Origin of the sequence: Bartonella henselae str. Houston-1, assembly GCF_000046705.1 — a bacterium.
Classification (GTDB): domain Bacteria; phylum Pseudomonadota; class Alphaproteobacteria; order Rhizobiales; family Rhizobiaceae; genus Bartonella; species Bartonella henselae.
The window spans coordinates 1,023,292-1,046,876 of sequence record NC_005956.1 but is presented as its reverse complement, the minus strand read 5'-3'; the positions used below and the strand labels follow the sequence as shown (position 1 = coordinate 1,046,876).

The 23,585-nt window shown below is 41.2% G+C and carries 26 protein-coding genes and 2 tRNA genes; 24 read left to right on the top strand and 4 right to left on the bottom strand.

Annotation, left to right across the window (positions count from 1 at the left end):
- Nucleotides 1-414: 414 nt before the first annotated feature.
- From AYT27_RS04870 to AYT27_RS04855, 4 genes are all read left to right on the top strand, one after another.
- Nucleotides 415-491, top strand: a tRNA-Pro gene (locus AYT27_RS04870).
- Between the two features lie 90 nt (nucleotides 492-581).
- Entirely contained in the window at nucleotides 582-887 is a 306-nt protein-coding gene (locus tag AYT27_RS04865; protein ID WP_011180828.1) for an ETC complex I subunit, read from the top strand.
- Nucleotides 888-925: 38 nt separating this feature from the next.
- A tRNA-Arg gene (locus tag AYT27_RS04860) sits at nucleotides 926-1,002 on the top strand.
- 459 nt (nucleotides 1,003-1,461) lie between these two features.
- Nucleotides 1,462-1,788: a hypothetical protein gene (locus AYT27_RS04855; protein WP_011180827.1), complete on the top strand. Its 327-nt coding sequence runs from the start codon at nucleotides 1,462-1,464 to the stop codon at nucleotides 1,786-1,788.
- 41 nt (nucleotides 1,789-1,829) lie between these two features.
- Here the strand turns inward: AYT27_RS04855 and AYT27_RS04850 are convergent, their stop codons facing one another.
- Both AYT27_RS04850 and AYT27_RS04845 read right to left on the bottom strand, forming a co-directional pair.
- Nucleotides 1,830-2,123, bottom strand: coding sequence for a HigA family addiction module antitoxin (locus tag AYT27_RS04850; protein WP_034447441.1), 294 nt, complete (start codon nucleotides 2,121-2,123; stop codon nucleotides 1,830-1,832).
- Nucleotides 2,124-2,139: 16 nt separating this feature from the next.
- Complete coding sequence (locus AYT27_RS04845) at nucleotides 2,140-2,421, bottom strand: type II toxin-antitoxin system RelE/ParE family toxin (protein WP_011180826.1); 282 nt, start codon at nucleotides 2,419-2,421, stop codon at nucleotides 2,140-2,142.
- A gap of 190 nt (nucleotides 2,422-2,611) precedes the next feature.
- On the opposite strand from AYT27_RS04845, the gene ssb reads away from it, so the two are divergent.
- The 4 genes from ssb (at nucleotide 2,612) to AYT27_RS09750 (ending at nucleotide 4,182) form a co-directional block, all read left to right on the top strand.
- A complete protein-coding gene (ssb, locus tag AYT27_RS04840) occupies nucleotides 2,612-3,058 on the top strand; it encodes a single-stranded DNA-binding protein (RefSeq protein ID WP_011180617.1) in 447 nt (148 codons plus the stop codon).
- A gap of 53 nt (nucleotides 3,059-3,111) precedes the next feature.
- Nucleotides 3,112-3,606 (top strand): hypothetical protein, encoded by a 495-nt coding sequence (locus AYT27_RS04835; protein ID WP_011180825.1) that lies wholly within the window; start codon nucleotides 3,112-3,114, stop codon nucleotides 3,604-3,606.
- A 96-nt stretch (nucleotides 3,607-3,702) separates the two neighbouring features.
- Complete coding sequence (relB, locus tag AYT27_RS04830) at nucleotides 3,703-3,930, top strand: type II toxin-antitoxin system RelB family antitoxin (RefSeq protein WP_034447857.1); 228 nt, start codon at nucleotides 3,703-3,705, stop codon at nucleotides 3,928-3,930.
- A gap of 99 nt (nucleotides 3,931-4,029) precedes the next feature.
- A complete protein-coding gene (locus AYT27_RS09750; RefSeq protein WP_236087019.1) occupies nucleotides 4,030-4,182 on the top strand; it encodes a type II toxin-antitoxin system RelE family toxin in 153 nt (50 codons plus the stop codon).
- 29 nt (nucleotides 4,183-4,211) lie between these two features.
- Here AYT27_RS09750 and AYT27_RS04820 read toward each other — a convergent pair whose 3' ends face one another.
- Together AYT27_RS04820 and AYT27_RS04815 are read right to left on the bottom strand one after the other, a co-directional pair.
- Nucleotides 4,212-4,601 (bottom strand): hypothetical protein, encoded by a 390-nt coding sequence (locus AYT27_RS04820; protein WP_011180623.1) that lies wholly within the window; start codon nucleotides 4,599-4,601, stop codon nucleotides 4,212-4,214.
- Nucleotides 4,602-4,699: 98 nt separating this feature from the next.
- Nucleotides 4,700-5,158 (bottom strand): hypothetical protein, encoded by a 459-nt coding sequence (locus tag AYT27_RS04815; RefSeq protein WP_011180624.1) that lies wholly within the window; start codon nucleotides 5,156-5,158, stop codon nucleotides 4,700-4,702.
- A gap of 298 nt (nucleotides 5,159-5,456) precedes the next feature.
- Here AYT27_RS04815 and AYT27_RS04805 point away from each other — a divergent pair, with 298 nt between their 5' ends.
- The 16 genes from AYT27_RS04805 (at nucleotide 5,457) to AYT27_RS08950 (ending at nucleotide 23,581) form a co-directional block, all read left to right on the top strand.
- Entirely contained in the window at nucleotides 5,457-5,783 is a 327-nt protein-coding gene (locus AYT27_RS04805) for a hypothetical protein (RefSeq protein WP_011180626.1), read from the top strand.
- Nucleotides 5,764-7,089: a PBSX family phage terminase large subunit gene (locus AYT27_RS04800; protein ID WP_011180823.1), complete on the top strand. Its 1,326-nt coding sequence runs from the start codon at nucleotides 5,764-5,766 to the stop codon at nucleotides 7,087-7,089. The genes AYT27_RS04805 and AYT27_RS04800 overlap by 20 nt, the downstream gene beginning before the upstream one ends.
- Nucleotides 7,074-9,128, top strand: coding sequence for a portal protein (locus tag AYT27_RS04795; protein WP_011180822.1), 2,055 nt, complete (start codon nucleotides 7,074-7,076; stop codon nucleotides 9,126-9,128). The genes AYT27_RS04800 and AYT27_RS04795 overlap by 16 nt, the downstream gene beginning before the upstream one ends.
- Nucleotides 9,129-9,139: 11 nt before the next feature.
- Nucleotides 9,140-10,036 (top strand): hypothetical protein, encoded by an 897-nt coding sequence (locus AYT27_RS04790; protein WP_011180821.1) that lies wholly within the window; start codon nucleotides 9,140-9,142, stop codon nucleotides 10,034-10,036.
- A 96-nt stretch (nucleotides 10,037-10,132) separates the two neighbouring features.
- Complete coding sequence (locus AYT27_RS04785) at nucleotides 10,133-11,278, top strand: N4-gp56 family major capsid protein (protein ID WP_011180820.1); 1,146 nt, start codon at nucleotides 10,133-10,135, stop codon at nucleotides 11,276-11,278.
- Between the two features lie 19 nt (nucleotides 11,279-11,297).
- A complete protein-coding gene (locus AYT27_RS04780; protein WP_011180819.1) occupies nucleotides 11,298-11,720 on the top strand; it encodes a hypothetical protein in 423 nt (140 codons plus the stop codon).
- Between the two features lie 75 nt (nucleotides 11,721-11,795).
- Nucleotides 11,796-12,494, top strand: coding sequence for a phage adaptor protein (locus tag AYT27_RS04775; protein ID WP_011180818.1), 699 nt, complete (start codon nucleotides 11,796-11,798; stop codon nucleotides 12,492-12,494).
- Nucleotides 12,494-13,951, top strand: coding sequence for a hypothetical protein (locus AYT27_RS04770; RefSeq protein WP_011180817.1), 1,458 nt, complete (start codon nucleotides 12,494-12,496; stop codon nucleotides 13,949-13,951). Before AYT27_RS04775 ends, AYT27_RS04770 begins: the two co-directional genes overlap by 1 nt.
- 41 nt (nucleotides 13,952-13,992) lie before the next feature.
- A complete protein-coding gene (locus tag AYT27_RS04765; RefSeq protein WP_034447844.1) occupies nucleotides 13,993-14,376 on the top strand; it encodes a hypothetical protein in 384 nt (127 codons plus the stop codon).
- A 1-nt stretch (nucleotide 14,377) separates the two neighbouring features.
- Nucleotides 14,378-15,433 carry a tail fiber domain-containing protein gene (locus AYT27_RS04760; protein ID WP_011180815.1) on the top strand — a complete coding sequence of 352 codons (1,056 nt, stop codon included), beginning with the start codon at nucleotides 14,378-14,380 and terminating at the stop codon, nucleotides 15,431-15,433.
- Complete coding sequence (locus AYT27_RS04755) at nucleotides 15,433-17,256, top strand: hypothetical protein (protein WP_011180814.1); 1,824 nt, start codon at nucleotides 15,433-15,435, stop codon at nucleotides 17,254-17,256. Before AYT27_RS04760 ends, AYT27_RS04755 begins: the two co-directional genes overlap by 1 nt.
- Complete coding sequence (locus AYT27_RS04750; protein ID WP_011180813.1) at nucleotides 17,249-19,468, top strand: hypothetical protein; 2,220 nt, start codon at nucleotides 17,249-17,251, stop codon at nucleotides 19,466-19,468. Before AYT27_RS04755 ends, AYT27_RS04750 begins: the two co-directional genes overlap by 8 nt.
- Nucleotides 19,468-20,391, top strand: coding sequence for a transglycosylase SLT domain-containing protein (locus AYT27_RS04745; protein ID WP_011180812.1), 924 nt, complete (start codon nucleotides 19,468-19,470; stop codon nucleotides 20,389-20,391). Before AYT27_RS04750 ends, AYT27_RS04745 begins: the two co-directional genes overlap by 1 nt.
- Nucleotides 20,384-21,364 (top strand): phage tail protein, encoded by a 981-nt coding sequence (locus AYT27_RS04740; RefSeq protein ID WP_011180811.1) that lies wholly within the window; start codon nucleotides 20,384-20,386, stop codon nucleotides 21,362-21,364. The genes AYT27_RS04745 and AYT27_RS04740 overlap by 8 nt, the downstream gene beginning before the upstream one ends.
- Before the next feature lie 8 nt (nucleotides 21,365-21,372).
- Nucleotides 21,373-21,630: a hypothetical protein gene (locus tag AYT27_RS04735; protein WP_011180810.1), complete on the top strand. Its 258-nt coding sequence runs from the start codon at nucleotides 21,373-21,375 to the stop codon at nucleotides 21,628-21,630.
- Between the two features lie 22 nt (nucleotides 21,631-21,652).
- The gene (locus AYT27_RS08950) at nucleotides 21,653-23,581 is read left to right on the top strand and encodes a hypothetical protein (RefSeq protein ID WP_011180809.1); all 1,929 of its coding nucleotides are present in this window, start codon (nucleotides 21,653-21,655) and stop codon (nucleotides 23,579-23,581) included.
- The last annotated feature ends 4 nt before the right edge of the window (nucleotides 23,582-23,585 follow it).

The following is a 23,585-nucleotide window of genomic DNA, read 5'->3' as shown; positions in this document are numbered from 1 at the left end:
GCATTGGAGGGGCGTTGGTGATTAATAGTTCCTGTGATGCCTGCTAGATTTTATATCTGTGATGTGGAAATGTTGTAGTTTTATGTGCTCTTTAAGATTTTTTTATGATTCTCAGGTCATTTCTGTTGCTGCAATTATATTTGTTAGATGTTGTTGTTAGCATTAAAGTTCTCTCAAAACAATAAGGGTAATTTGCAAGTTTTATGAAGAAGCCGGTTGCTTTGTTTACGGAGATAGGGCTTTTCCTTTTGTGGGTATCGTTTTTGTTGTTTCTGTAAGTTATTCCTTAGCAGAGAAAAGCTTTGAAAAGCTCTTTCTTGTAGAGAAATGCAACAAAATTAAAAAAAATGTGTTTTTCTCTTGCACTTCTGTTGTGAAAATTTTAGGGAATATGCATCAAGTAAATGTAAATGGCGGAGCGTAGCGCAGCCTGGTAGCGCACCTGATTTGGGATCAGGGGGTCGTAGGTTCGAATCCTATCGCTCCGACCATATTTGCTTTGGTGTGAGAGAGTGGACCAATTGGGTGCGTGTGGTGAGAAATTGCCATTTAAGCGTTTTCTAATTTGAGGGAAAAGAACCATGATCGCGCGTATTTATAGTCCTGCTAAGACAGCTATGCAGTCCGGTAGAGGCAATACGGGTTTTTGGATTCTACAGTATGAGCCGATAAAAGCAAAAATGCTTGAGCCTCTTATGGGGTATACAGCTACGTCTGATATGAATAATCAGGTAAAGATCCGCTTTAATAAGAAGGAAGAGGCGGTTGCTTTTGCACGCAAGAATGCTATTCCTTATCGTGTAGAAAAAATGCATAAGCCGATTCGGCGTGTTGTTTCTTATTCTGATAATTTTCGCAGTGATAGGCAACAATCTTGGACGCATTGAGCTAAGGGTGCTGTTCTGTATTGTGAAAATGATCAGCTGGTCCCGTAGCTCAGCTGGATAGAGCAACGGCCTTCTAAGCCGTGGGTCACAGGTTCGAATCCTGTCGGGATCGCCATGTTTAAGAGGAATCAATAGGGTATAAGCAGAGTTTGGGAATTTTGATTGTATTGGTTCTTTTAATTTATTTTCTGTTTATGCCAAACTTTTTTAAAAGCTTATGAGAATACTCTTCTTTCAAAAGTTGAGAGTGTCGGTAAAGCATTTGAAAATACACGCAAGAAAACACTAAAAGAACAAGCAGCGAGAGAGCATTTTAGACCACTTACGCTTGTTCACAAGCAGGAACGTGAAAAGATTTTAAAGGGCATTGGAGAAAGCGTGAAAAAGATTGAAGTGGTAGCAAAATAGTGAAAAGTGCTGATCATTTTGGATTAGATATGCGTTTAAATCGACAAAAAGGCACCGTACAGCGCGATTTAGAACTTTTTTGATCAAACCACATTAGGAACATAAAACGCACCATACGGTCAAATTTGAGACAAATAACGCTATTGGTAAAATATAGGATGAAAACATGCCCATTTTAAAACATTTGCTCTTAAAAAACCGTAAACAGCCCATGCAAAAAAAATTTGTTGCAACCGCTGTTGGATATGTGCCGTGGGGAGATGGAGCCGCTGAGTATTTTTATAATCTCTACGAATATGAAGACGGTACAAGAGAGTGTGAAAAATTTGATGGCGGTCAGTATTACAAAATACCTGAGAATGCGGACTTTAGCACCAAAGCGCAAGTAAAAGCGTGGAGATATGGAGGTAATTTGCCAAGAAGCGTTCTTAATTACGAACCTCTCATAGATGAGATCAATAGAGAAATTAAAAAATTATCAAAAAACATTTGATGTGTTTTAAGCGAAAAAACGGTCAAGCCAAGTCTTAATTGCTAAGGATGGCTTACTTGCTCTAAAGACGAAATATCCGGCATGGGGTTATTATGCCGAGCTTGCCATAAATCATGCTTTTGTTGCAATTTAAGCCAAAATTCTGCGTCGTTTAAACCAGCTATTTCTAAGCGTAAAGCTAAATTAATGCTAATTGCTGCATGACAATTCAAAACACGTGATAAAGTTAAGCGCGCAACGCCGAGACGATTTGCTGCCTCTGTTATTGTCAATCCTCGTTCATCAAGCAACTCTTCTTTCAAAATACCACCAGGGTGTGGGGGATTGTACATCATGATAACACCTCAAAAATTAATGGTAATCTTGGTAATCAACAAGTTCAACATTTGTTCCAATAAAACGAAAAGTAACACGCCAATTTGCATTAACACGCATTGACCAATAGCCTTTTAAATCGCCTGTAAGCTCGTGGAGACGGTATGATTTAATAGTCATTTGTTCAGGAGCGGATATCGTATCTAAAATCACTAAAATATTTGCTAATTTTTTAGCATGTGCAGGTTGTATTCCTTTAACAATTCCTCTTTCGAAAAACAACTTCAACCCTTTATGCTTGAAACTAACGATTGCCATATATGACCCCTTTTGTTACTTGATACGATACACAATGCATTTAGTCAATCGATTATTTATTAATTTCGTCATATAAAACATAATGTTATATGTTAATAATAAATAATATCTATTTGAAATAATGGAAAAAATAAACAAATTGTGCTAAGATTTTTTACATATTTAAATACAATTTAAGGTAAGTGAAAACATGCTCAATAAAGTGATGTTAATTGGCTATTTAGGGGATGATCCTGAGAGCAAAACGATGACTTCTGGTGCTGAGGTAGTCAATTTTCGTATGGCAACCTTTGAAAGCTATATGAATAAAAATACGCACCAAAAAGTAGAAAAAACAGAATGGCATTCCGTAGTGGTTTTTAATCCGCATTTTGCAAAAATAGCACTTCAGTATCTACACAAAGGTTCAAAGGTTTACATAGAAGGCAAATTACAAACCCGTAAATGGCAAGATAAAAATGGACATGACCGTTACACAACAGAAATTGTCCTGCCACAATATAAAGGCGAGTTGCATTTACTTGATGCAAAGAAAGAGCAATCTGCGTCCTCTTCGTCTGTCACTTCTCAAAGTTATGCTATCGCTTCAGGTGCTGATGATTATGGCATATCTGCTCATGACAGCATGCCATTTTGATTAAAAAATAGAGCAAAAATAAGAATGTGGATTTCCACAGATACGGGGGATGTATGAGAAAGAAAGATGCCTACATTTCACAAGTGAAAGTACGTCAAGACCCTGTTAATCAATTGGCAGTTGAAATGCGTGCTAAACGCTTTGGTTTGACCATAGAAGAGGCTAAAAATCCACTTGCGGGGTCTTATGTTGGGCGGCTTTGTTTGCAAGGCGTGCTTACTCAAGACCAGTATGACGCTACGCAAAAATATCTTGAAGTGAGAAATGACTATTCGTGTGCAAAAGGTTTGCCAAGCGCTGTTTATGATGAAATGCCATCATCTTCTGATGACAAAGCAAGAGAGAAGTGGGTTGAACGTGCAACAGAGCAGTTTTGTAGCATGCAAGAGGTAATCAAAGAAACACAATGCCTCTATAAACAGTATAATCTTTATGCAGCTCTACAATATCTTGTTAGTGAAGATCAAATATTACCACATCTTGTAAATTCATTGCAGATTGCTCTGAACGCGCTTCATAAATATTTTGATAAAAAAAATAAATGGTAAATGTTTTATGTTGTTTCTTTCGCTTTGACGTGAAACGTTTTTCTGTACAATGCGTTGTATTTGTATTGCAGTGAATACAAATATGAGGATTCCATCATGACGATATCTATTCGGTTGCCAAGTGATCTCGAAACACGTTTGAATAATTTAGCTGCTAAGACAGGACGTACAAAGTCTTTTTATTTACGCGAGATTATTGAACGTGGCATAGAGGAAGCAGAGGATTATTATTTAGCCTCACAAGTAAGAGAGCGCGTTCGAAAGGGAGAGGGTACTTTTTATAGCTCTGAAGAGGTGAGGAAAGAGCTTGGCTTGGACGATTAGATATGAAAAAAAAGCTCTTAGTTTTTTAAAAAATGCGATAAAAAAGAAGCACGGCGGATTGTTGATTTTTTAGATCAACACGTTGCTCCTCTTGAAGATGTGCGTGTAATAGGTAAGCCCTTAAAAGGACAATTCTCAGGTTTATGGAGATATCGTGTAGGAGATTACAGGATACTTTGTGAACTCTATGATAAGGAGCTTGTCGTATTAGTTTTGGCTGTTGGACATAGAAAAAATATATATAAAGGTTAAGGTAAATCTTTTATAAAATATTTTGATCTTTAATCAAAGATTAAAAGGAGTAATACGGCGCAACTAATTAGAGCGGTTGTTAATAAAAAGAAATAAGCAGGAATTTTCAATTTAAAGCGCCAAAGTAAGTTAATGATGATGGACATTATACTAATAAATACGAGTACTTCTATTACAATTATTAAATCATCGAATGTTATACGTCGTTGAGGTTTTTCATAATCAGAGACAGTGGAAAACGAAATGTTATATTGATTAATTCCACTATCTGATAAAATCTTTTTTGGATGCTGTTCTGCTTTGTACTGCTTTTGTAAAACTTTAATTCTTTCATATAAACTTTGATCAATATTAGCAGATTGATAATGAATAGGGAGTTCACTATTGGTATAATCAGAAAGAAAAAGCCCATTGATCACTATGGCTAATAGAGCTGCTTATTTTGAAAAATAACACTAAAATTTCTCCTTTTTATTAATTATCAGTCATAGTATTGAACCTTTAATTGATTTTTTTCTCAACCAGATTCATTCTGTTTCTCCATTATCATTATCTGTTTTTGTTGTTGCCAAAGCTTTTCGGATAATTCTTCAATTGTTTTGTCTCGCTCCTTAATCGCTTTGTAGTGTCTATCGACCATCCTACTATTTTCCTTAACCGCTTCGTTTCGTTGTATAATCGCTTTATTAATTTTTTCATTCTCATAATCAAATGCCATCTGAGAGTATTCGACTAAGCGATCATGTTCAGAATTTGCTATTATTCCTAGGTAATTTCTCCAAGCAAACAGCAAAATTGCCACTATTAATAAAAAGTTTCTTGAAAATTCAAGATACCAAAGCACACCGAGTACTATGACTAATAAAAGAGTACCTTGAAATTCTGTATTCCGACCATTTTCTGCTTCTTCCCACATGTCAGAGACTATACTCCATAGTATGAGTATACCCACTATTACTATGACAATATCACGCATTGTTTCCCCCCATTTATTAATTATCAGTCATATAATTGATTCTTTTAGAGGATACAATTGTGAGGTGTTGCTTGGTGCTAAAGACACTATATTTAGGCAAGAAAATAAAAAATATACAATATCGTGATTTTTTTGTTGACATGGCGTGAATAATGGTGTTTTATAGAGCTGCTGTAGTGGTCGAATTGCGTCTAAAATTACAGTAGATAATTCCCCCTCAACTTCTTTTATTAAATTGACATGATTACTGAGAGCCCTGTGTTTTGCGGGGCTTTTTGTTATTGGGAGAAAGTATTTTATGACAGCAGAAAATACAGAGATGACTTTGCACCCAAAAAAATTGCCACCCAATGCAGGAAAAGGGCGGGTAAAAGGCGTACCCAATAAAACAACGAGCCTTTTGAAAGAGTCAGTCATTGAAGCTGCTAAACGAGCAGGCAGTAAATATGGTAAAGAAGGATTAATCTCTTATCTGGAAAAACAGGCACTTAAATGCCCCGCCGCTTATTTAGCGTTGCTTGGTAAGGTGTTGCCATTGCAAGTGACAGGGGAGGATGGCGGGGCGATTAAGATGATAGGGCGCGTGGAAATCGCGCCTTTGGGTCATGACAACACGACAGATTAAGATTGTCCCAAAGCTTATAGCGATTTTTACAGGTAAGGCGGCGGTGCGTGCTGCTTGGGGAGGACGAGGGTCTGGAAAGACAAGATCCTTTGCTTTGATGGCGGCTTTAAAAGGCTATCAATTTGGCATGGGAGGAATATCAGGCACTATCCTTTGCGCACGTCAGTTTCAAAATTCTCTCGCAGAGAGTTCTTTAGAGGAGATTAAACGGGCCATTGAAGGTCATGACTTTTTAAAGGACTACTATAAGGTTGGAGAATCTTCGATTAAGTCGATTGATGGTCGTATTGCTTTTCAGTTTTCGGGACTAGATCGTAATATAGCCAGTATCAAATCCATGGGGCGCATTTTGCTCTGTTGGGTTGATGAGGCAGAGCCTGTGACAGAGACAGCTTGGCAAACGCTTATACCGACTTTACGTGAAGAAGGTGAGGGGTGGAGAGCAGAGTTATGGGTAACGTGGAACCCCTTACGAGATAATGCACCGGTTGAAAGGCGGTTTCGCTTTTCAAACAATGAAGCCATTAAGCGTGTAGAGATCAACTGGTCAGACAATCCGAAATTTCCCAAGATCTTGAATGAAGCGCGGCTTGATGATCTGAAGAATCGTCCAGAGACCTATAAACATATATGGGAGGGGGCTTATCTTACCGCTGTTCAAGGCGCTTACTATCAAAAGGAAATGTTAGCAGCCGAGCAGGAGGGACGGATAGGGCGTGTTGCACGTGATCCTTTAATGCAGATGCGTGCCTTTTGGGATATTGGGGGCACGGGTGCCAAGGCAGATGCGACGGCGATATGGATAGCGCAATTTGTTGGCAGAGAGATCCGTGTTTTGGATTATTACGAAGCACAAGGGCAGCCGTTATCCGAGCATATAGGCTGGTTACGTCGCAATGGCTATGAGAAGGCATTGATGGTTCTTCCCCATGATGGCGCAACAAGGGACCGTGTACATAATGTGAGTTTTGAGAGTGCGTTAAATGATGCGGGCTTTGAAACGCAAGTGATCCCTCATCAAGGGGCTGGTGCTGTCAAGATGCGGATCGAGGCGGTGCGGCGTATTTTACCCTCTGTTTGGTTTCATGAAGAGACAACTGTAGCGGGTCGTAAGGCGCTGAATTGGTATCATGAGAAATGGGATGAGAAGCGCGGCATTGGCTTGGGGGCAGAACATGATTGGTCCAGTCATGGTGCGGATGCCTTTGGTTTGATGTGCATTGTTTATGAAGCACCACGCATTAAACCGCAACAAGAACGTTATCGCGCTATAGAAAGAGAAGCGGCATCATGGATGGCATTCTAAGTCATAACTCTAAAAAAACGGCAGATTTTGATGAATATGAACTCTATAGGCGCTTAAAATCTTGGTATAAGGAAGATGTTGAACACGTCAATGAATGGCGTGAACAGGCGCGTGAAGATTTTGATTTTTATAATGGTCGTCAATGGGCTGAGGAAGATCTGGCGGTTTTGAAGGCGCAACGCCGCCCTGTTATGACCTTTAACCGTATTGCACCCCTTGTCAACGCAATTGTTGGGGCAGAGCGTAATAATAAGCGTGAAGTGCAGTTTCAACCAAGGCAAGCAGGAGCCGCAATATCCAATGAATTGCTCACTGGAGCAGCAGAATGGTTTCGTGATGAGGCAGAGGCGGAATATGCCGATTCCGATGCTTTTCAGGATATGGTCATTTGTGGCATGGGCTGGACAGATACACGGCTTGATTATGAGACAGATCCTGAAGGAATTCCTGCTATTCAACGCTTAGATCCACTGAAAATGGTTTGGGATGCCAATGCTGTAAGACCCAATCTCATTGATGCACAGCGTATGTGGTATGTTGATCGTAAACCCGTTGAGGATGCTAAAAGTCTTTTTCCTGATGTAGCAGTTGAAGATCTCCATGCTGATTGGGCAACAGATAATACAACCGCTTGTGAGGAGTATCATGTCTCACTTGATGCTTATAATGATCATGCCAATGCAGATTCTTTATCACAGTCAGCTTCTGAAAAACGCTATGTTACGCTAGTTGAATGCCGTTGGTTTGAATATGAAGTTTATTTCAAGGCACCTGATCTTCAAACAGGACAGATGCGCAGTTATAGCAAACAAGAGTTCGAACAGCTTCAAAGGGTGGCTCCACAACTTCAAGGGGTGCGTTTTAATAAAAAGGTGGTTAAGCGCGCTTTTCTGGGACGGCGTCTTTTAGCAAAGCCTGATAAACCCTTAGCACCAGATGGACAGCTTGGCTGGGAATGTATCACAGGCACGCTGGATAAGCTTAAAAACCAGTTTTACGGGATTGTTCGCCCCGCAAAAGACCCACAAAAATGGTCGAATAAATATTTTAGCCAAGTCATGTATATTTTAAACAGTCAAGCCAAAGGTGGTTTGATGGCAGAACGAGGAGCTTTTGATGATGAGCGCCAAGCACTCGAAAATTGGACACGAACCGATACGATTACGTGGGTTAAAAACGGGGCGCTTACAGGAGGAAAAATCCAACCAAAGCCAAGTGCACAATTCCCTAATGGCTTTTTTCAGTTGTTTAATGAATCGCGTGAAGCGATAACGCACGTAACGGGATTGTCGGCAGAGTTTATAGGCACAAGAGAGGTTAATCAAGCGAATGTATTGGAAAATACACGCCGGCAATCAACGCTTAATTTGCTTGCGGGTTTATTTGATAATCTTAAGCTTTATCGATGTCGACAGGGAAAGATTATCCTTTATTTGATTCAAAACTATCTTTCCGATGGGCGTTTGGTTCGTATTTCTGGACCAGAAAATGCGCAGTATGTGCCCTTAACACGTGAAGCTGTCACAAAGCTTGAATACGACATTATTGTTGATGATTCACCAACAAGTCCCAATGAAAAAGAGAGAACTTTTGCAGCGATTACGCAAATGTTGCCGTTGCTTGGTGGTTTCTTAACACCGGAGATGATTCCAGATCTTTTAAAGCTTTCCCCATTACCGGCAACATTGGTGGCAAATTTAACGGCAAAAGCACAGCAGGCGCAACAAGAACAACAACAGCAGCAAATGATGCAACAAAACCAAGGAACACAATTAAATCCAGAGCAACAAGCAAAGATTGCTGCTCTCCAGCAAGAAGCGCAAGCAAAAGGCACGCTTTATCAACTTGATGCACAACAAAAGCAGTTAGCGTTGCAGCAGAAAAATATTGAGCTTTTTTTGAAGCAAGAACAGGCACGCATGCAGCTTGAACTTCAACGGGCAAAAAATGAGATAGCGCAGCGTGATCTAGAGCGCAAATCCTTACAAGCACAGTTGGAACACTACCGCGTTTTGACAAAAAGATTAATACCACATTGAAGGAACAGAAGATGGAAGAAAAGTTTACTCCTGAAGAACAAGCAATCTATGACGAACATTTTGCCAGTGATCGTCCTGTTGAGTTAGTTGAGCCTGAGCAAGTTAGGGAAGCTTTTAATGCGGAAGAAAGTTCTCAGCAGCCATCTGTAGAACCACTTCAGGAGCAGCCAAATTCTGGTGTGATAGAGCAAGAACGACAAGCACGCCAAAAGGCAGAGCAAAAGGCTATGGAAGCGCGTGAACTTGCCATTGAGTTTGCACAAAAATATGCACAAATGCAAGAAGAGGCGGTAAGACGCCGCGATGAAAATATCCCTACCCTAGAAGATGATCCAAAAGCACATGTTGCATGGCTTAGTCATAAGGTACAGGAACAACAGAAATTGCTTGATGAGTTTTCTCGCATAAGAGAGAGCCAAGAACGTTTGAATCAAGAGGAATATGAACGCCAAAAGTTAGGGGATTATTTTGAAGAAGCCAAAGCGCAGGTACAAGATAAATATCCGGATTTAGACAGTATCACTGATTATCTCTATGAAAGAGCAGATAGTGTCCTACAAGCGCAGGCAGATCTTTATCCACAATGGAAAGATCCCGCAGCACGGCAACAGCAAATTGGTGCTGAATTGCGCCAAATATGCCAGCAGTGTCAGAAAGCAGGTATAAACCCAATAGAGGTGCTGGTGCAAAAAGCAAAGGCTTTTGGCTATAGTGGAGCACCAATAAAGGATGAAGTGGAAACCCTTCAAGAGCGCTCTCAAGCAGCGCGGACACTTACAGCGCGGGGTGGACAAGTTCCAACAGGCGGTATGGATATGAGAACGCTCTTTTCCATGCCAGATGCCGAATTTGCTGTATGGGTTGAGAAAAATCCCGAAAAATTTGAACAAATTATGAGCAGAACGTGAGATGTGCGTGGTGGCGCAACAGAGAGAACCAAGTGATTGTTATCGTTTGGGGTAGCCGCAAGGCGAGTTTTAAAACCAAGAAAGGCATTAATTGAAATGGCAGTAACAGAAGTAAAGCTCAATGCCCCATTAGCCGTTGGCGTTTGGGCTAAGATGCTAAACACAGAAACTTCAAAAGCGTTGCCCATTGCACCGCTGATGGGAAAAAGCAAAAACAGCATTATTCAAGTATTGGATATGCTAGAAAAATCCGCTGGTGACGCTGTGACGAGTGGATTAAGAGTCCAACTGATGGGGGATGGCGTTAGCGAGGGACAAACGCTGGAAGGCAATGAAGAAGCACTCCAATTTATGAATGAAAAGGTGCACATCAACGAGCTTACTCATGCGGTGCGCATTAAATATGAAGGCTCTATTGATCAACAGCGTATTCCCTTTAGTTTGCGTCAGGAAGCAAAGGATGGGCTTGTTGATTGGTATGCAGATCGCTTAAGTTTGATGTTCTTTATTCAGGCAGCAGGCTATACCGCACCATGGATGCAGTTTGAAGGACGCACCATAACGCTTAAACCGGTGCATTATGGTTTTAACGCGCCATCAGAGCCAAGCAAATTGCGTGTTATTCGCCCAGCTAAGAAAAAAACTGATGAAGAGCTTACAAAAGAGGATGTTTTTACATTAGATCTTATCGATCAAGCTGTTGAACGTGCTAAATTGGCAAATCCACGTTTGCGTCCTGTTCGTGTTGATGGGAAATCGGCTTATGTGATGTATCTCCATCCAATACAGGTAACTCAATTGCGTACCAATACCAAGAGTGGTCAATGGTTAGACATTACCAAGGCAGCTTATGATGGCTCTGGAGCGAAGAATCCAATTTTTAATGGTTCTTTGGGGATGTATAATGGTGTCATTTTGCGTGAAGCAGAGCATGTCCCTAATGGTGTTAATTCAAAGACACAAGAGCCTGTGCCATCTGTTCGTCGTGCTGTTTTGCTTGGTGCGCAAAGTATCATCATGGCTTATGGGCGTATTGGTAATGGTGCAACAGGAAGCAATGAGGAAAATAGTGAGACGCGTTATAAACTTGTTGAAGAATTGTTTGATTATCAACGTGAATTTGGTCTGGCTGCAAAAACTATTATCGGCATGAAAAAGTCACGCTATACATTGCCGCATTCTGATCAAGGGGGACAAGACTTTGGCACGATTGTTATCCCTTCTTTTGCTGAAGCAAGCTAATTATTAAAGGATGACAATTATGGCAGAAAAATCGCTAATTACACAGGAAACTGTTGGCATGACAGATGAGGGATTGCCACCTGTTTTGCAAGGACGCAATAACTCTACGCAGCAGGTTAGTTTTTTACGGGCGCGTGTTAAATGTACAGATCAAGGGTTGATAACGAAAATTGGTGTTCTACCCCGAGGGGCTTTTATAAAAAGCATTAAAATTTATGCTATGACGGATTTTGAAGATGTAACAGCGACATTTGGAAAAGAGCCTCATGGTAATGATTATGGAGATGTAGGGCTTACGCAATCTACCGATAGCAATGTGTACATACCCATGGAGGAACGCGATGTTCCGTTAGAGGTTGAAAATACGATTTACATGACACGAGACAAGAAAAGCAGCAAAGGGGATGTTGAGGTGATTGTTGAGTTTTACACAAATCGTTAAAGGCGCAAGGGGGCGTTTGTTTTTTTGCGTCCCCTCTTCTCTCAAAATATTCTAAGACATTTGGAAGAGAGTAATATGACAATAATAGTACAGACAGGTGGTCCGATTGGAGACAAACAGACCATTGTTCCTCATGATAAAAATTTCATTCAGATGGTGAATGATATTCAGGATGAAATAGACGATCAAACAGATGAGTATGTTGATCAAGTTCAAAAGGCAATATTTTCAGCCATTCGATTTTGTGAACGATTGCCCTTTTATTTTAATGAAAGTCGTGAAGTTGTTTTTACCACTTTAAAGGGGAAAAGCCGCTATGGAGCAGAGGAAAATCCAGTTATTCCGGCTGCTGTTCGCATTGTTGATGCTTACATTTATGAAGATAATCACAGCAAATCAAAGCTTTTGCATACAGATCCACTCGTCATTGAAAACCTTGAGAATGATTGTAACCATGGCATGCCCACGCGATACAGTTATTTTGAACAAAAGCTTATTTTGTATCCAATCCCAGATCGTATTTATTCTATCAGGCTTATTCTTGACCCTATGAGAATAAAAGACATTGAGAGCATACAAGAAGCCTCAATATGGTTTTTAGAAGCCTATGAACTGATCAAAACCCGCGCAAAATATGAAATTTATACGAATATTATTAAAGAACCACAGATGGCGGCAGCAGCCTTTGCTATGTTTCAAGAGCAACTTGATGCGCTACAAATTGAAACGTCACGGCGCAAGAATTTGTTGAGAGTTCAACATACGGATTTCTGATGACCTTTATTCCTATTGCTGAGTTTAGACCAGATGTTGCATTTATTAATAATGGTTATTCTCGTGAGATTGTGAATGTTTTGCCAGCACCCAATTCCTATATTCCAGTTCCCAAAGTTGCACCCGTTTCAGAACCTTTTCCGGATGTTATTTTGGGGGTCTATGCGGTAAGGTCATTGAGTGGTGTGCGGATTATTGTAGGGACATCAACAAAGCTTTACGAATATGATAACAGCACGCGCAGGTGGAAAGATGTTAGCAAGCTTGGGGAACAATATCATGCCAATGAAATGGCACCTTGGTCTTTTGCTGTCTTTGGCGATTATATCATTGCTGTTAATAACAATGATGCGCCGCAAATATTTGCCTTGAAGACAGCAGAGAGATTTGATGATTTGGGGGGTAATCCCCCGCGGGCTGGACTTGTTCGTATTTGGGGAGATTTTATCTGTTTGATGAAATTAACAGATAAGCCAAATCGTGTTCACTGGTCAGGTCTCAATGATGCGACACACTGGAAGGTTGGTGAGAAAAGTTGCGATTATCAGGATTTTCCAGATGGTGAATATGTGCAAGGAGCAACACAAGCAACCAACCCACTGATTTTTATGCGTTCTGCCATTTATCATGCAACCTTTGTTCCAGGGTCTAAAATAATATTTAGTTTTGTAAAAATAAAAGACAAAATAGGGGCAAAAAGCAGCACTGCGATTGCAAGCCGTGGAGACTATACTTTCTTTGTTTCTGATGATGGTTTTTATCAAATCAATAGTACAGGGGAAATGTTGCCTATTGGTTTTGGTAAGGTCGATAAAACTATCTTTACGCTTTACAGTAATTTTGCCATTGATGAGATGAAAGCCTGTATTGATCCGGTCTATTCACGCGTTTATTTTTCTATAAACGACGATATGATGGGGATGAATATCTATGTTTATGATTGGCTCTTGCAAATATGGAGCGTCATTAAAGGGCAGAGACTTCTCTTATTCCCCCTCTTTGCGGCAGGTTATACCTTAGAAGGCTTAGACGAAGTACAAGGATGCTTGAGAGATTTACGTGCTTCTCTTGATAGTAAAATGTGGCAAAATGGCGCGCCAATATTGGGAGCATTTACACCGGACAATAGATTTGGTTTTTTTGCTGGTCCTCCTATGGAAGCTGTCATTGCTTCACAAACTGTAGGAGATACAGGCAGACAGATTAATCTTATGAGTGAGGCTTTTGTTCAAGCAGATACGACAAATGGTCTTTTAAGCGTTGGAGCTGCTTTTATCATTGATAATAGAGGTCAATTAAATTGGGCGAAAGAGCGTTACGCGGGCTATAGCAGTGGGATGTACAATATCCGCTCTAGGGCACGCTATCATGCTTTGCGGCTTAGAATACCAGAAAGCACACCATGGACTCATATAACAGGCTTTGATGTGACACTGAAACCCGCAGGTATAAGATGAGTTTTAGAATTTATAACACGCAAAAATGGAGTGCGGAACAAATGGCCCCCTATTTGGATAAGGTTATAAAATCAATAGCTTATTTTCATAAAAAGTTCCCTGATGATTATACTCCGCAGACTATTTTAAACGATATTTTGAAGGGGGATAAGCTTCTCTGGATTATTGTGGATGAGCAGGAAAACTTTATGGCGCATGTCACAACAGAGTTACAGAAACTTGTCACTGGAGCATTAAGGGCGGTTATTGTCACGCTTGGGGGAAAAGGAGGAGCACCCTTAACGAAGCTTATTCCCCAAATTGAAGCCTATTATAAAGAAAAAGGGGCGAAAGAACTTATCATTATCGGTCGGCGTGGGTGGAAAAAATCCCTTAAATCGCATGGCTATTTCGTTAATCTTTTAGAATATAGAAAGCAGCTTTAACATGGGAAAAAGTTCAAAACCAATTCAGACGACGCAAAATACCACGCAAACAAATGCACCACCTGAATGGGCAAAGGGAATCTTTGAACGTGCTGCTAAAGATGCTATGAGTTTTTATAATCAAGGCAGCGGAAAAGCTGTCTATGATGGGCAGCGTGTCGCAGGTTTAAGTGATCAAACAAAAAATGCAATTAATGGGCTTAGCAATAATACGCATAACTATGATAATAATTACTTAAATGGATTAGCCACAGGGCAAAATTCAACCAGCCAAAATTTAAAGAACATGGCTTCTGGTCATGAGATAGGCAATAATCCTTATTTTAAGGAAGCACTGCAAAACACGTTAAATAAAGCTTCAGACACGATTAACAGTTCATTGGCAGGCGCGGGGCGTTATGGTTCTGGTGCACATACGGGTGTTTTGGCAGATGAATTAGGCAGCATAGCAACCCAAGCTCTCTCACAGCAATATAACCAAGACGTCAACAATATGATGCAAGCCAATGGAATGATTGATCAAGCCAATCAAAATCAGTTGGCTAGCGCTAATAACTTTTTTCAAGGTCAAGGTCAGGCAAATCTCAATGCGTTGTCTGGAGGTGGTTTGCTTGATGCCAATCATCAACAACAATTAGACGAAGAGCGACAGAAATGGGAACAGCAGAATAATCTTGATTGGGATCAGTTAAGTAAGCTGCTTGCAGCTGGTACGGCTTCTGCTGGAAATTACGGAATGCAAACGGAACAAAGGACACAGTTTACGCCGCAAACAAAACTTAATCCATGGCAAACTATTGGAAATGTTGGAACGATACTTGGTACTTTTGCTGGGCTTAGCGATAGGAGGGCAAAAGAAAACATCAGGGAGGCTGGACAGAAAAAGGGCTATACACTCTATGAATACAACTATAAGGGTTCTCCAGAGCGCTATCGCGGGGTGATGGCACAAGACGTTTTGAGGTCAAATCCTGAAGCTGTTTTCTACAATAATACCACAGGCCTTTTGCATGTTGATTATGACAAGCTTGGCTTTAACATGGAAAGGGTGCAGTGATGGAACAAAACGGCTTTCATACTTTATCACTATTTCTTAATCCAAAAGTTTTGCGTCCTTTGCTAACACAAGCTGTAACGCAACTTCCCAAGTATTTTCTAGGACAGTCTTCTACACCTCCAAGCACATCGTTTGAAGGCCGATACAAGCCCAGTTTTTTAGAACGTGCTGCTTTTAGCACAAACCCTTTTGATAATACTGGCTCTGATACGCAACAAAAATTAAGTCCTACAGAGCTTATTCGCGGTTCTTATGGGGAAGGAAGAGAAGCTGGGAAAAAAACGCCAGCAGAATTGATTATGTCTACGGATGATTTAAAGCGCCAAATGCCTTCATTACCAGATGCTTTAAAGGATACTATTAGGATACAAGAGGTACCAAAACAAGAAAAATCTGATTTCTCAGAGCAGGGAGGTGTTGCATCAATGATTCCTCAATCTCCATTTGTTTCTAACATTGATAAAGTGAGTGGAGATGAAGCTGGGCGACAGCAAAAAGATGTAATGGATTATATTACAGAGTTCAACAACAGATCTATGCCGGAAGAACAGCGGGGAAGCAGCCCTGTCAATGAAGAAACACTTTCTCATACGCCTATTTCAGAAGAAGAACATTTAAAAGCAAATGATATGCCAGAACAAGCAACGGATTATGTAAACGCCGTTGGAAACTTTATCCATAAAGACGCAAATCCAAGCAACTTATGGGAGCGTTTTAGAAAATCAGAATTTTCCGAGCATCTCATGGATTTTTTTGCGGGGTTAGCATCAGGAAAAACACCGCAAGAAAGCTTTTCAAATGCGGCGCTTGTTATGCGGCAGGGCAATAATACACGTCTTCAAAATAGACCAATTTTTGCGTTTTTACGCTCTAAAGGATACGATGATAAAGACGCACAAGCAATCATGCAATATCCAGATCTTGCCATGAAAGTGATTGGCAGCACGTTGAGCCCCCAAGAAGACTATAGAACACTCACAGCGGAAGAAAAAGCAAAGCAGGGATTGCCTGAGGATATGGCTTTCCAAATTTCAACAAGCACAGGGAAAATTATACCTGTCCAAGGGGGACAACGTTCCACTGCTTCTGGATTAGGGGGAAATACTGATAGCATGCTGTCAAAGCCTGAATCGGGTTATATGCTTGTTAAGGATAAAAATGCCCCTCATGGCATACGTGCGATGCCAATTGCAGGCAGTGGTGCAGAACATAAATTAATCCAAGAGCAGAAGGAGGAGGAGCGTAAAGAACAGCAAGCAAAAATGCAAATTTTGGAATCAGCGGACAGATCAAATCGTATAATCTCGACATCTAAAGAATTGCTAAAAATTGTTGATGAGCACCCGCATGTTGCTGGTTTCCTTGGTTATTGGGGGTCGTTCATTCCTGGTTTTAAGGCAAAAGATTTTGGGCATATGCTTGATTCATTGAAGGCGAGTATTGGGCTTGATGCCTTGACAAAAGCAAAAGCATTTTCACCAAATGGTGCATCTGGCTTTGGGAATTTGTCTAATATGGAATTGCAAGCATTGCAAAACTCTGTAGCGGCACTGTATCAAGATCTTACGGCAGAGCAACTGAAGAAATCTTTAACAACCATTATCGATACTTTTAATAAATCCAATGCAGCAACACGGGCAATTCTTTTTGGTGGTGCAGAGGCAACACGCGAACTTGTCCGAGCTGCCTATGGGGAGGATGCTTATAAAAAAAATAATACGCAGTCAGATGTTTCACTAGAAAAACAGATAGAGGCTTTGCCGGAAGGCATACTGTTTATTGATAGTGACGGACGCATTAAGGAGAAACAAACCAATGGCTGAAGTAATTCCTCCTCTCATTCATAGAAAAAATACCAGAGTCATTGGGCATGTAAGTGACTATACACCAGAACAGCTTCAAGAGCTTTTTTCAAAAAATAAGGAAAGGCTGAGTGGTTCTCTTACAGAAAATAAAAGTATAACAGAAGAAGATGGTCCACATCCAAGTGCTGCGGGTGCGTTTGGATGGGGAGCTCTTCACGGGTTAACCATGGGGTATGATGATGAAGCCGCAGGAGCATTAGCAGGTTTCTGGGATCTTTTGACAGGAGATGGAGAGGTAATCAAAAAATATAATGAAGTGACAAAGCGATGGAGAGATTATCAAAGGGCGGCGAACCGAGATCATTCTTATCTATCTTTTCTGGGGAATTTAGCGGGGGCAGCAATTCCTTTTCTAATACCAGGTGTTGGCGCTCCTGCTGCTGCGCGTTCCGCTCTTGGGGCCGATGTGCTTTTGGGAAGCAGAGCAGGTGCCACAGGAGCACAAATAACCAGTAAAGCTCTAGCAGCAGGAGAAAGGGCGGTGCAATCTGCTTTGGCAGAAGGTGCAGAACGGACAGCGGCAAAAGCGGCAGGTGAAGCCGCAATGAAAGCTGCAGCAAGTAAAGAGGCGGCAAAGTTTAGCTTGGGGCGTGCAGCAAAAACTGGAGCCATTTATGGCGGAATAGCAGGCAGTGGTGAAGGGGAGGGGTTAGAGGATACTCTCCTGACTGCTGGGCTTGGTGCTGGGTTAGGTTTTGTAACTCCAGCTGTTGCCAGTGGTGTATCAAAAGTAACATCTTTTGCGACAAGATCACTTAAAAAAACGCCTGCTGTTATGAGAAAAACGCCTGCGGCTCTCAAAAACACAGTTGGAAAATTGTTTGGTAAAACTGAATCAGTAACACAAGGTGTAGAAAAAGAGGCGTTTCAAATAAGCAATAGAGCGCTTAAAGATGTAAGCCATGCCTTAGGGGATGAAGGTGTCGATAAGCTTGAGAAGGCATTAAAACAGCGTGGTCCTGATTCAATGATTATTGATCTTCATGATGAGCTTGCAGCAAGAGCTTTTAGAGCGGCAAAAAAAGATCTTGATACTTATTCACTTGTGAGTAATCGTTTGACTGAAAGGCAAGATGCGAGTGCACTGCGGATAAAGGATGCGTTGACAGATGTGATGGGTCCAAAGGTCGATACGCTTAATTTAAAGCAAGAGATTATCAAACAAGCACAGAAAAGAGCTGAATCATTTTATGAGAGGGCGAAAGCTTCTCCTATTTCCAATGCCGTCAGTAAAGATTTATCGCTCTTGCAAGAAACCCCTGCCTTCCAAAAAGCCTATAAAAAAGCAATTGCGCAAATGCCAAATGAAGCGGATGCAACAGTTATAGGAAGCAATGGATATCCAAAACTGAATATGCGGATTTTACATAAGATGAAAGAGGTTTTGGATGATCAAATTAATTCTGCGCGTCTCAAAGGAAAACGAGGGTATGCGCGAGATTTGACTTTGTTCAAACAACGCATTCTGGACGTTTTGGATACGTCATCTCCAGATTATGCTAAAGCACGGAAAATTTATTATGACGAGCGTACTATTGGTGATGCCCTCGAGCAAGGAGAGAAAGCACTGAAGAAAAGCGTTAATCTCGATACAATTAAAAGTCAACTTTCGGATTTGGGGTTGATGGAAAAAAATGCCTTTCAAAAAGGTGTACGCTCACAAGTAGAACATGCCGCAGGCAATGCACAGAATTTTGACCACAATCTTTTGAGTTTGTTTGACACGCAAAATGGTCAAGAAAAATTACAGCATATTTTTGGTAAGGATAAAGCCAAGCAGCTTATGAAAGTGTTGCGACCAGAAGTAGAAAGAACAAGGCTTTTTGCACGCTTGCCAAACCATATGGGTGAAGTGGAAGAAAAGACAATAGAACAAGCGGTGAGTGGAGGAAAGATTGGTCTCATCAAGACAGCCATGAAAACTTTTGCAAGGGAATGGGGACGCAAACTCTTAAGTGTTCATAAAGAGACTGAAAGGGATATTGCGGCTCTCATAACAGCGCGTGAAAAAGGGGAGTTTGGGTTAGCAAGAGAAAAAGCCGTTGAATTAATTAAGAAGTTTCACGAAGCAGAAAAGAAACGCTTAATAAGCAAAAAAGATCACACAAAATTCCTCAATTTTGTTGGCATTCTTTTGAATAGTAGTGCTTATAGAGTGGTTATAAACTAATGATCAATTTTCATCCCAATGTGAAGCGTGCTATCTCACAGGCAGCACAAAAATATGGTTTGCCAGAAAGCTTTCTTGAACGGGTTGCTATGATAGAAAGTAAGGGTAATCCAAATGCAAGAAATAGCAAAAGTAGTGCAGGAGGGCTGTATCAATTTCTCGATTCAACAGCAAAACAGTATCAACTGAATAATAAGTTTGATCCCTTTCAAGCAACGGATGCTATGGCACGATTAACGAAGGATAACACGCGTTATTTAGCTACAGCATTAGGCAGAGAGCCATCACAAGCAGAACTTTATCTTGCACACCAACAAGGACCAGCAGGGGCTGTAAAACTTATCAAAAATCCTAATGTGCCAGCAAGCCAGCTTTTAGGGCGTCAAGCAGTTGTCCTTAACGGAGGAAATGTGGAGGCAACCGCAGGGGATTTTATGAATCATATTTATGGGCTTTACAATAAAACGGGAGAGGCTTCGAATGGTAGGGCACGACAAAGCTGGGGCAATGGACAGAGTGCAGCAAATGAAGTGGTTCCCTTGCGCGGCGTTGAGAGATTTCAAAAGGCAATTCAAGGTGCTCAAGCGAGAAAACCATTGATGGCATATGATACACCATTGCATGAAAATACACGATTCCAGGGGCAAGGCATTGATGCAGGTGCTCTTAAAAAGAGTGTAATGAGTTTGGTTGATTTGATGAGACGGAATAAAGATGCGCAAAATCAACAAATAGAGATGGCACATCAACAAATGATGCAACAACCAATGATGACGGGGTTTTCACAATCAAGTGCACACCCAGTAGATTTAACGCTCTTAATTGATCCCTCAAGGAGAAATCCTGTTCGCTCATATGGACAGCAAAAAAAGCAACAATTACAAGAAGAGTTATTAAGAAGAACGGGGGCTTATCATGTCTGATATTTATGATTGGTCGTTGACAGCTGATGAAAATGCGCATTCAGATAGCATGATTAATTGGGCAGAGGGACAACCCCCTAGTTCTGTCAATGATAGTGCACGTGTCATGATGCAGCGTGTGCGTGAATATCTTGCCGATAATGGTGGTTCCCTTGATGCAAACTTTATGGTGAACAGACAAGAGAAAACAACATCGATAACGTTAACAACGATTTCACCTATAGCAAAATATAAAAATGATATCATTCTACACTTTAAGGCGCGTGGTGTGAATGTGGGATCTACAACAATAAATGTGAATAATATAGGAGCAACGCCACTCTATAAAGCCACGAACATGGGTATTGTACCATTAGAGGGTGGTGAATTACAAACGGGTGGTATTTATGCAATAGTCTATAATAGCGATGCATCAACAAAAGAACATGATGGTTGGTATCTCTTAAATCCCACACCACTTCCACCACCAAAGGTCGAAACCTTCCCTTGCGGGTTTATTGCAACCTTTGCTATGCAAGAATTGCCAAGTGGGTGGCTTTTATGTGATGGTGCAACCTATCAACGCAAAGAGTATCCGCAGTTATTCAAGGCAATAGGGGATAAATGGGGGAAAGATAGCGATACAACTTTTAAAGTTCCAGACTTTAGAGGAATGTTTTTACGCGGCTTTGATGATGGCCGTGGTTTAGACAGAAGTAGACAATTTGCGGATATGCAGAAGGATTGCATAAAATCGCATCCACATGCTTGCACCCTTGAAGAAGCAGGTGAGCACACGCACAGTTTTCAGTATGCTGGAATTGGATGGAGTGCCAATGATATCGGCAGAAGGAACCCTAGTTATCACTATCAAACTCTTACAGCGACAACACAACCTGCTGGCATGCACACACACAAGGTCACCCTCTCTTCAACAGGTGAGACAGAGACGCGCCCTGTTAATATAACGGTTGTTTATGCCATAAAATCGTGAGTGTTCCAATGATCAATCACCTATCCGCTATTGATGATATTGCGGACGCGGAACAAATCCGCGTCCTTTTTTATGCAAGCAATCGCATGGTTCATGCGCCTTTAAACAAGGTCCTTGATCTTATCAAAAACGACACACAGCGTGATCTTTTAAGCGCTTTGACACAGTATCAAGAAGCAACAGAGCAACGTATCGAGACCCTGCAAAAAAACCTTGATGCATTGCGCTTACAGGTCTCACTCTCCACACACAATCTCAAAAAATGAACTGATTAAGGAATAAACTGCAATGCCATTACCCTATCACACGCATATATTTAAGCTTGAACCAGCAACAAAGGAAGAAGTCAAAGAAGGTGTTTTAGATAGTAAAGCTCTTGCACCCATTTCAGTGGGCAGTGCAGCAGCTTATGAGGTAGAATATTTCGCAACCGCTGCTCAAGGAAAGAAAGCTGATGATGCGGTTGCAAAGAGAGATATTGGTAAACTTGCCTACAAAGATAAGATCACTGTTAACGATATTAAAGCAAGTGGGCAAGCCCATGAGAATACGATTTTATCAGGGGATGGTTGGATACAAATATCACCTTTAGGAATTGGTGATATGAGTGCGGTTACATATGATCCCGATAATGTGAGATCAAATGTGTTTTCCATGGAAAATATGCATGAGGGTCCTACCAAAAAGATTTTGACTGAAGAAGAAAGATCAAAGCTTCGGTGGCTAAGTTCTACCCAGCCAACAATAGAAAAATGGTATAAAGGAAGTGAAGGTGTTTATTATCCTATATCTCCGGTAGATCTCAAAAATACCATCAGTTATTTTGCCATATCAAAGTCTTTTGGTATGTTAAAATCAGTCTATGATCCAGATAAAATAGCAAAAGATGCATTTGATATGGAGAATATGAAAGAGGGGAATGAGCACCTTATTTTAACCCCTCAAGAACGTGCACAGATTGCAAAAATTGATAAAATTGAAAATGATGTGCAACATGCACAGGAAAGTGCACAACAAGGGACACATACAGCAACTAAAGCAAAAGAGGCAGCAGAGAGTGTATTAGATACGGCGAGTGTTGCACAAAAAAATGCTACGGATGCAAAAGCTATTGCTACCACTGCACAAACAGCAGCTAATAAAGCGCAAGATGTAGCGCACAGTGTAGAGAAAAAAGTTGATCTCATTCAACCTCTTGCAAAACAAGACTGGATTGATGGAACAAAAACAATAGACGCACTTATCTCACCAGCCAACCTCATGGCTTCAATCAAAGCCAATAGCCTAAATGATAATGGTAGCAATGATAGTGGATATAGAAAACCTGTTGAAATCCTTATAACAGAAAGTGGAGACATTCCTTGGCCAGAAGGTGTTACTGATGAGACAGAACTTGAGATATGGGCTTGGGGTGGCGGCGATGCTGGGAGGGATAGTCTTTATGGTGGCACTGGCGGCGAAGGTGGTTTTGGTGGTTGTTGTACGTACGTAAGAACAAGGAAAAAATTTCTTGGAAAGAATTCGGTCAAGATTGGAAAAGGCGGAAAGAGTCGTAATAATCCTGGAGGCGACCGCACAGTAGTTGGTCAATTTATTATAGCTTTTGGTGGAAATAACTCAATTAAACCTTATCAAAAAGGCGTGTTTAAAGGTGAGGATGCTACAGGCAAAGATGGCGATTATAATGGTAAAGATGGCTTTCTTGGTGGTGGTGGTGGCCAGGGTGCTGGCGGCACTGGCGGCGAAGGTGGTCGTGGTGGTCGTGGTGGTGATAATTTTTTATCCGATGGTGGTTGGGGTGGTTGGGGCGGTTGGAGCAACACTGGCTGTAAAGGTGGTAGAGGTGGTGATGGTGGGAGTAGTGTTTATGGTTTAGGGGGTAAAGGTGGTGATGGTGGGAGTAGTGTTTATGGCGGTGGTGGTGGTGGCGGCACTGGCGGTGAAGGTCGTGGTAGCACTAGCGGTAAAGGCGGTACAGGTGGGAGTAGTGTTTATGGTGGTGACGGTGGTGGTGACGGTAGTTATTATAATGGTAAAGTTGGTGATGGTGGCCATAGCATGTGGGGCGGTCATGGTGGTAAAGGCGCTTTAGTTCCTAAAGAGAGTAAGGTACTTTATGGCGGTGGTGGTGGCGGTTATTTTCCTGGAAAGGATGCAACGTCTTCCTCCAGTGGCGATGGTGGCGATGGCGCCGTATTAATCAAGGTATATTTATAAAATG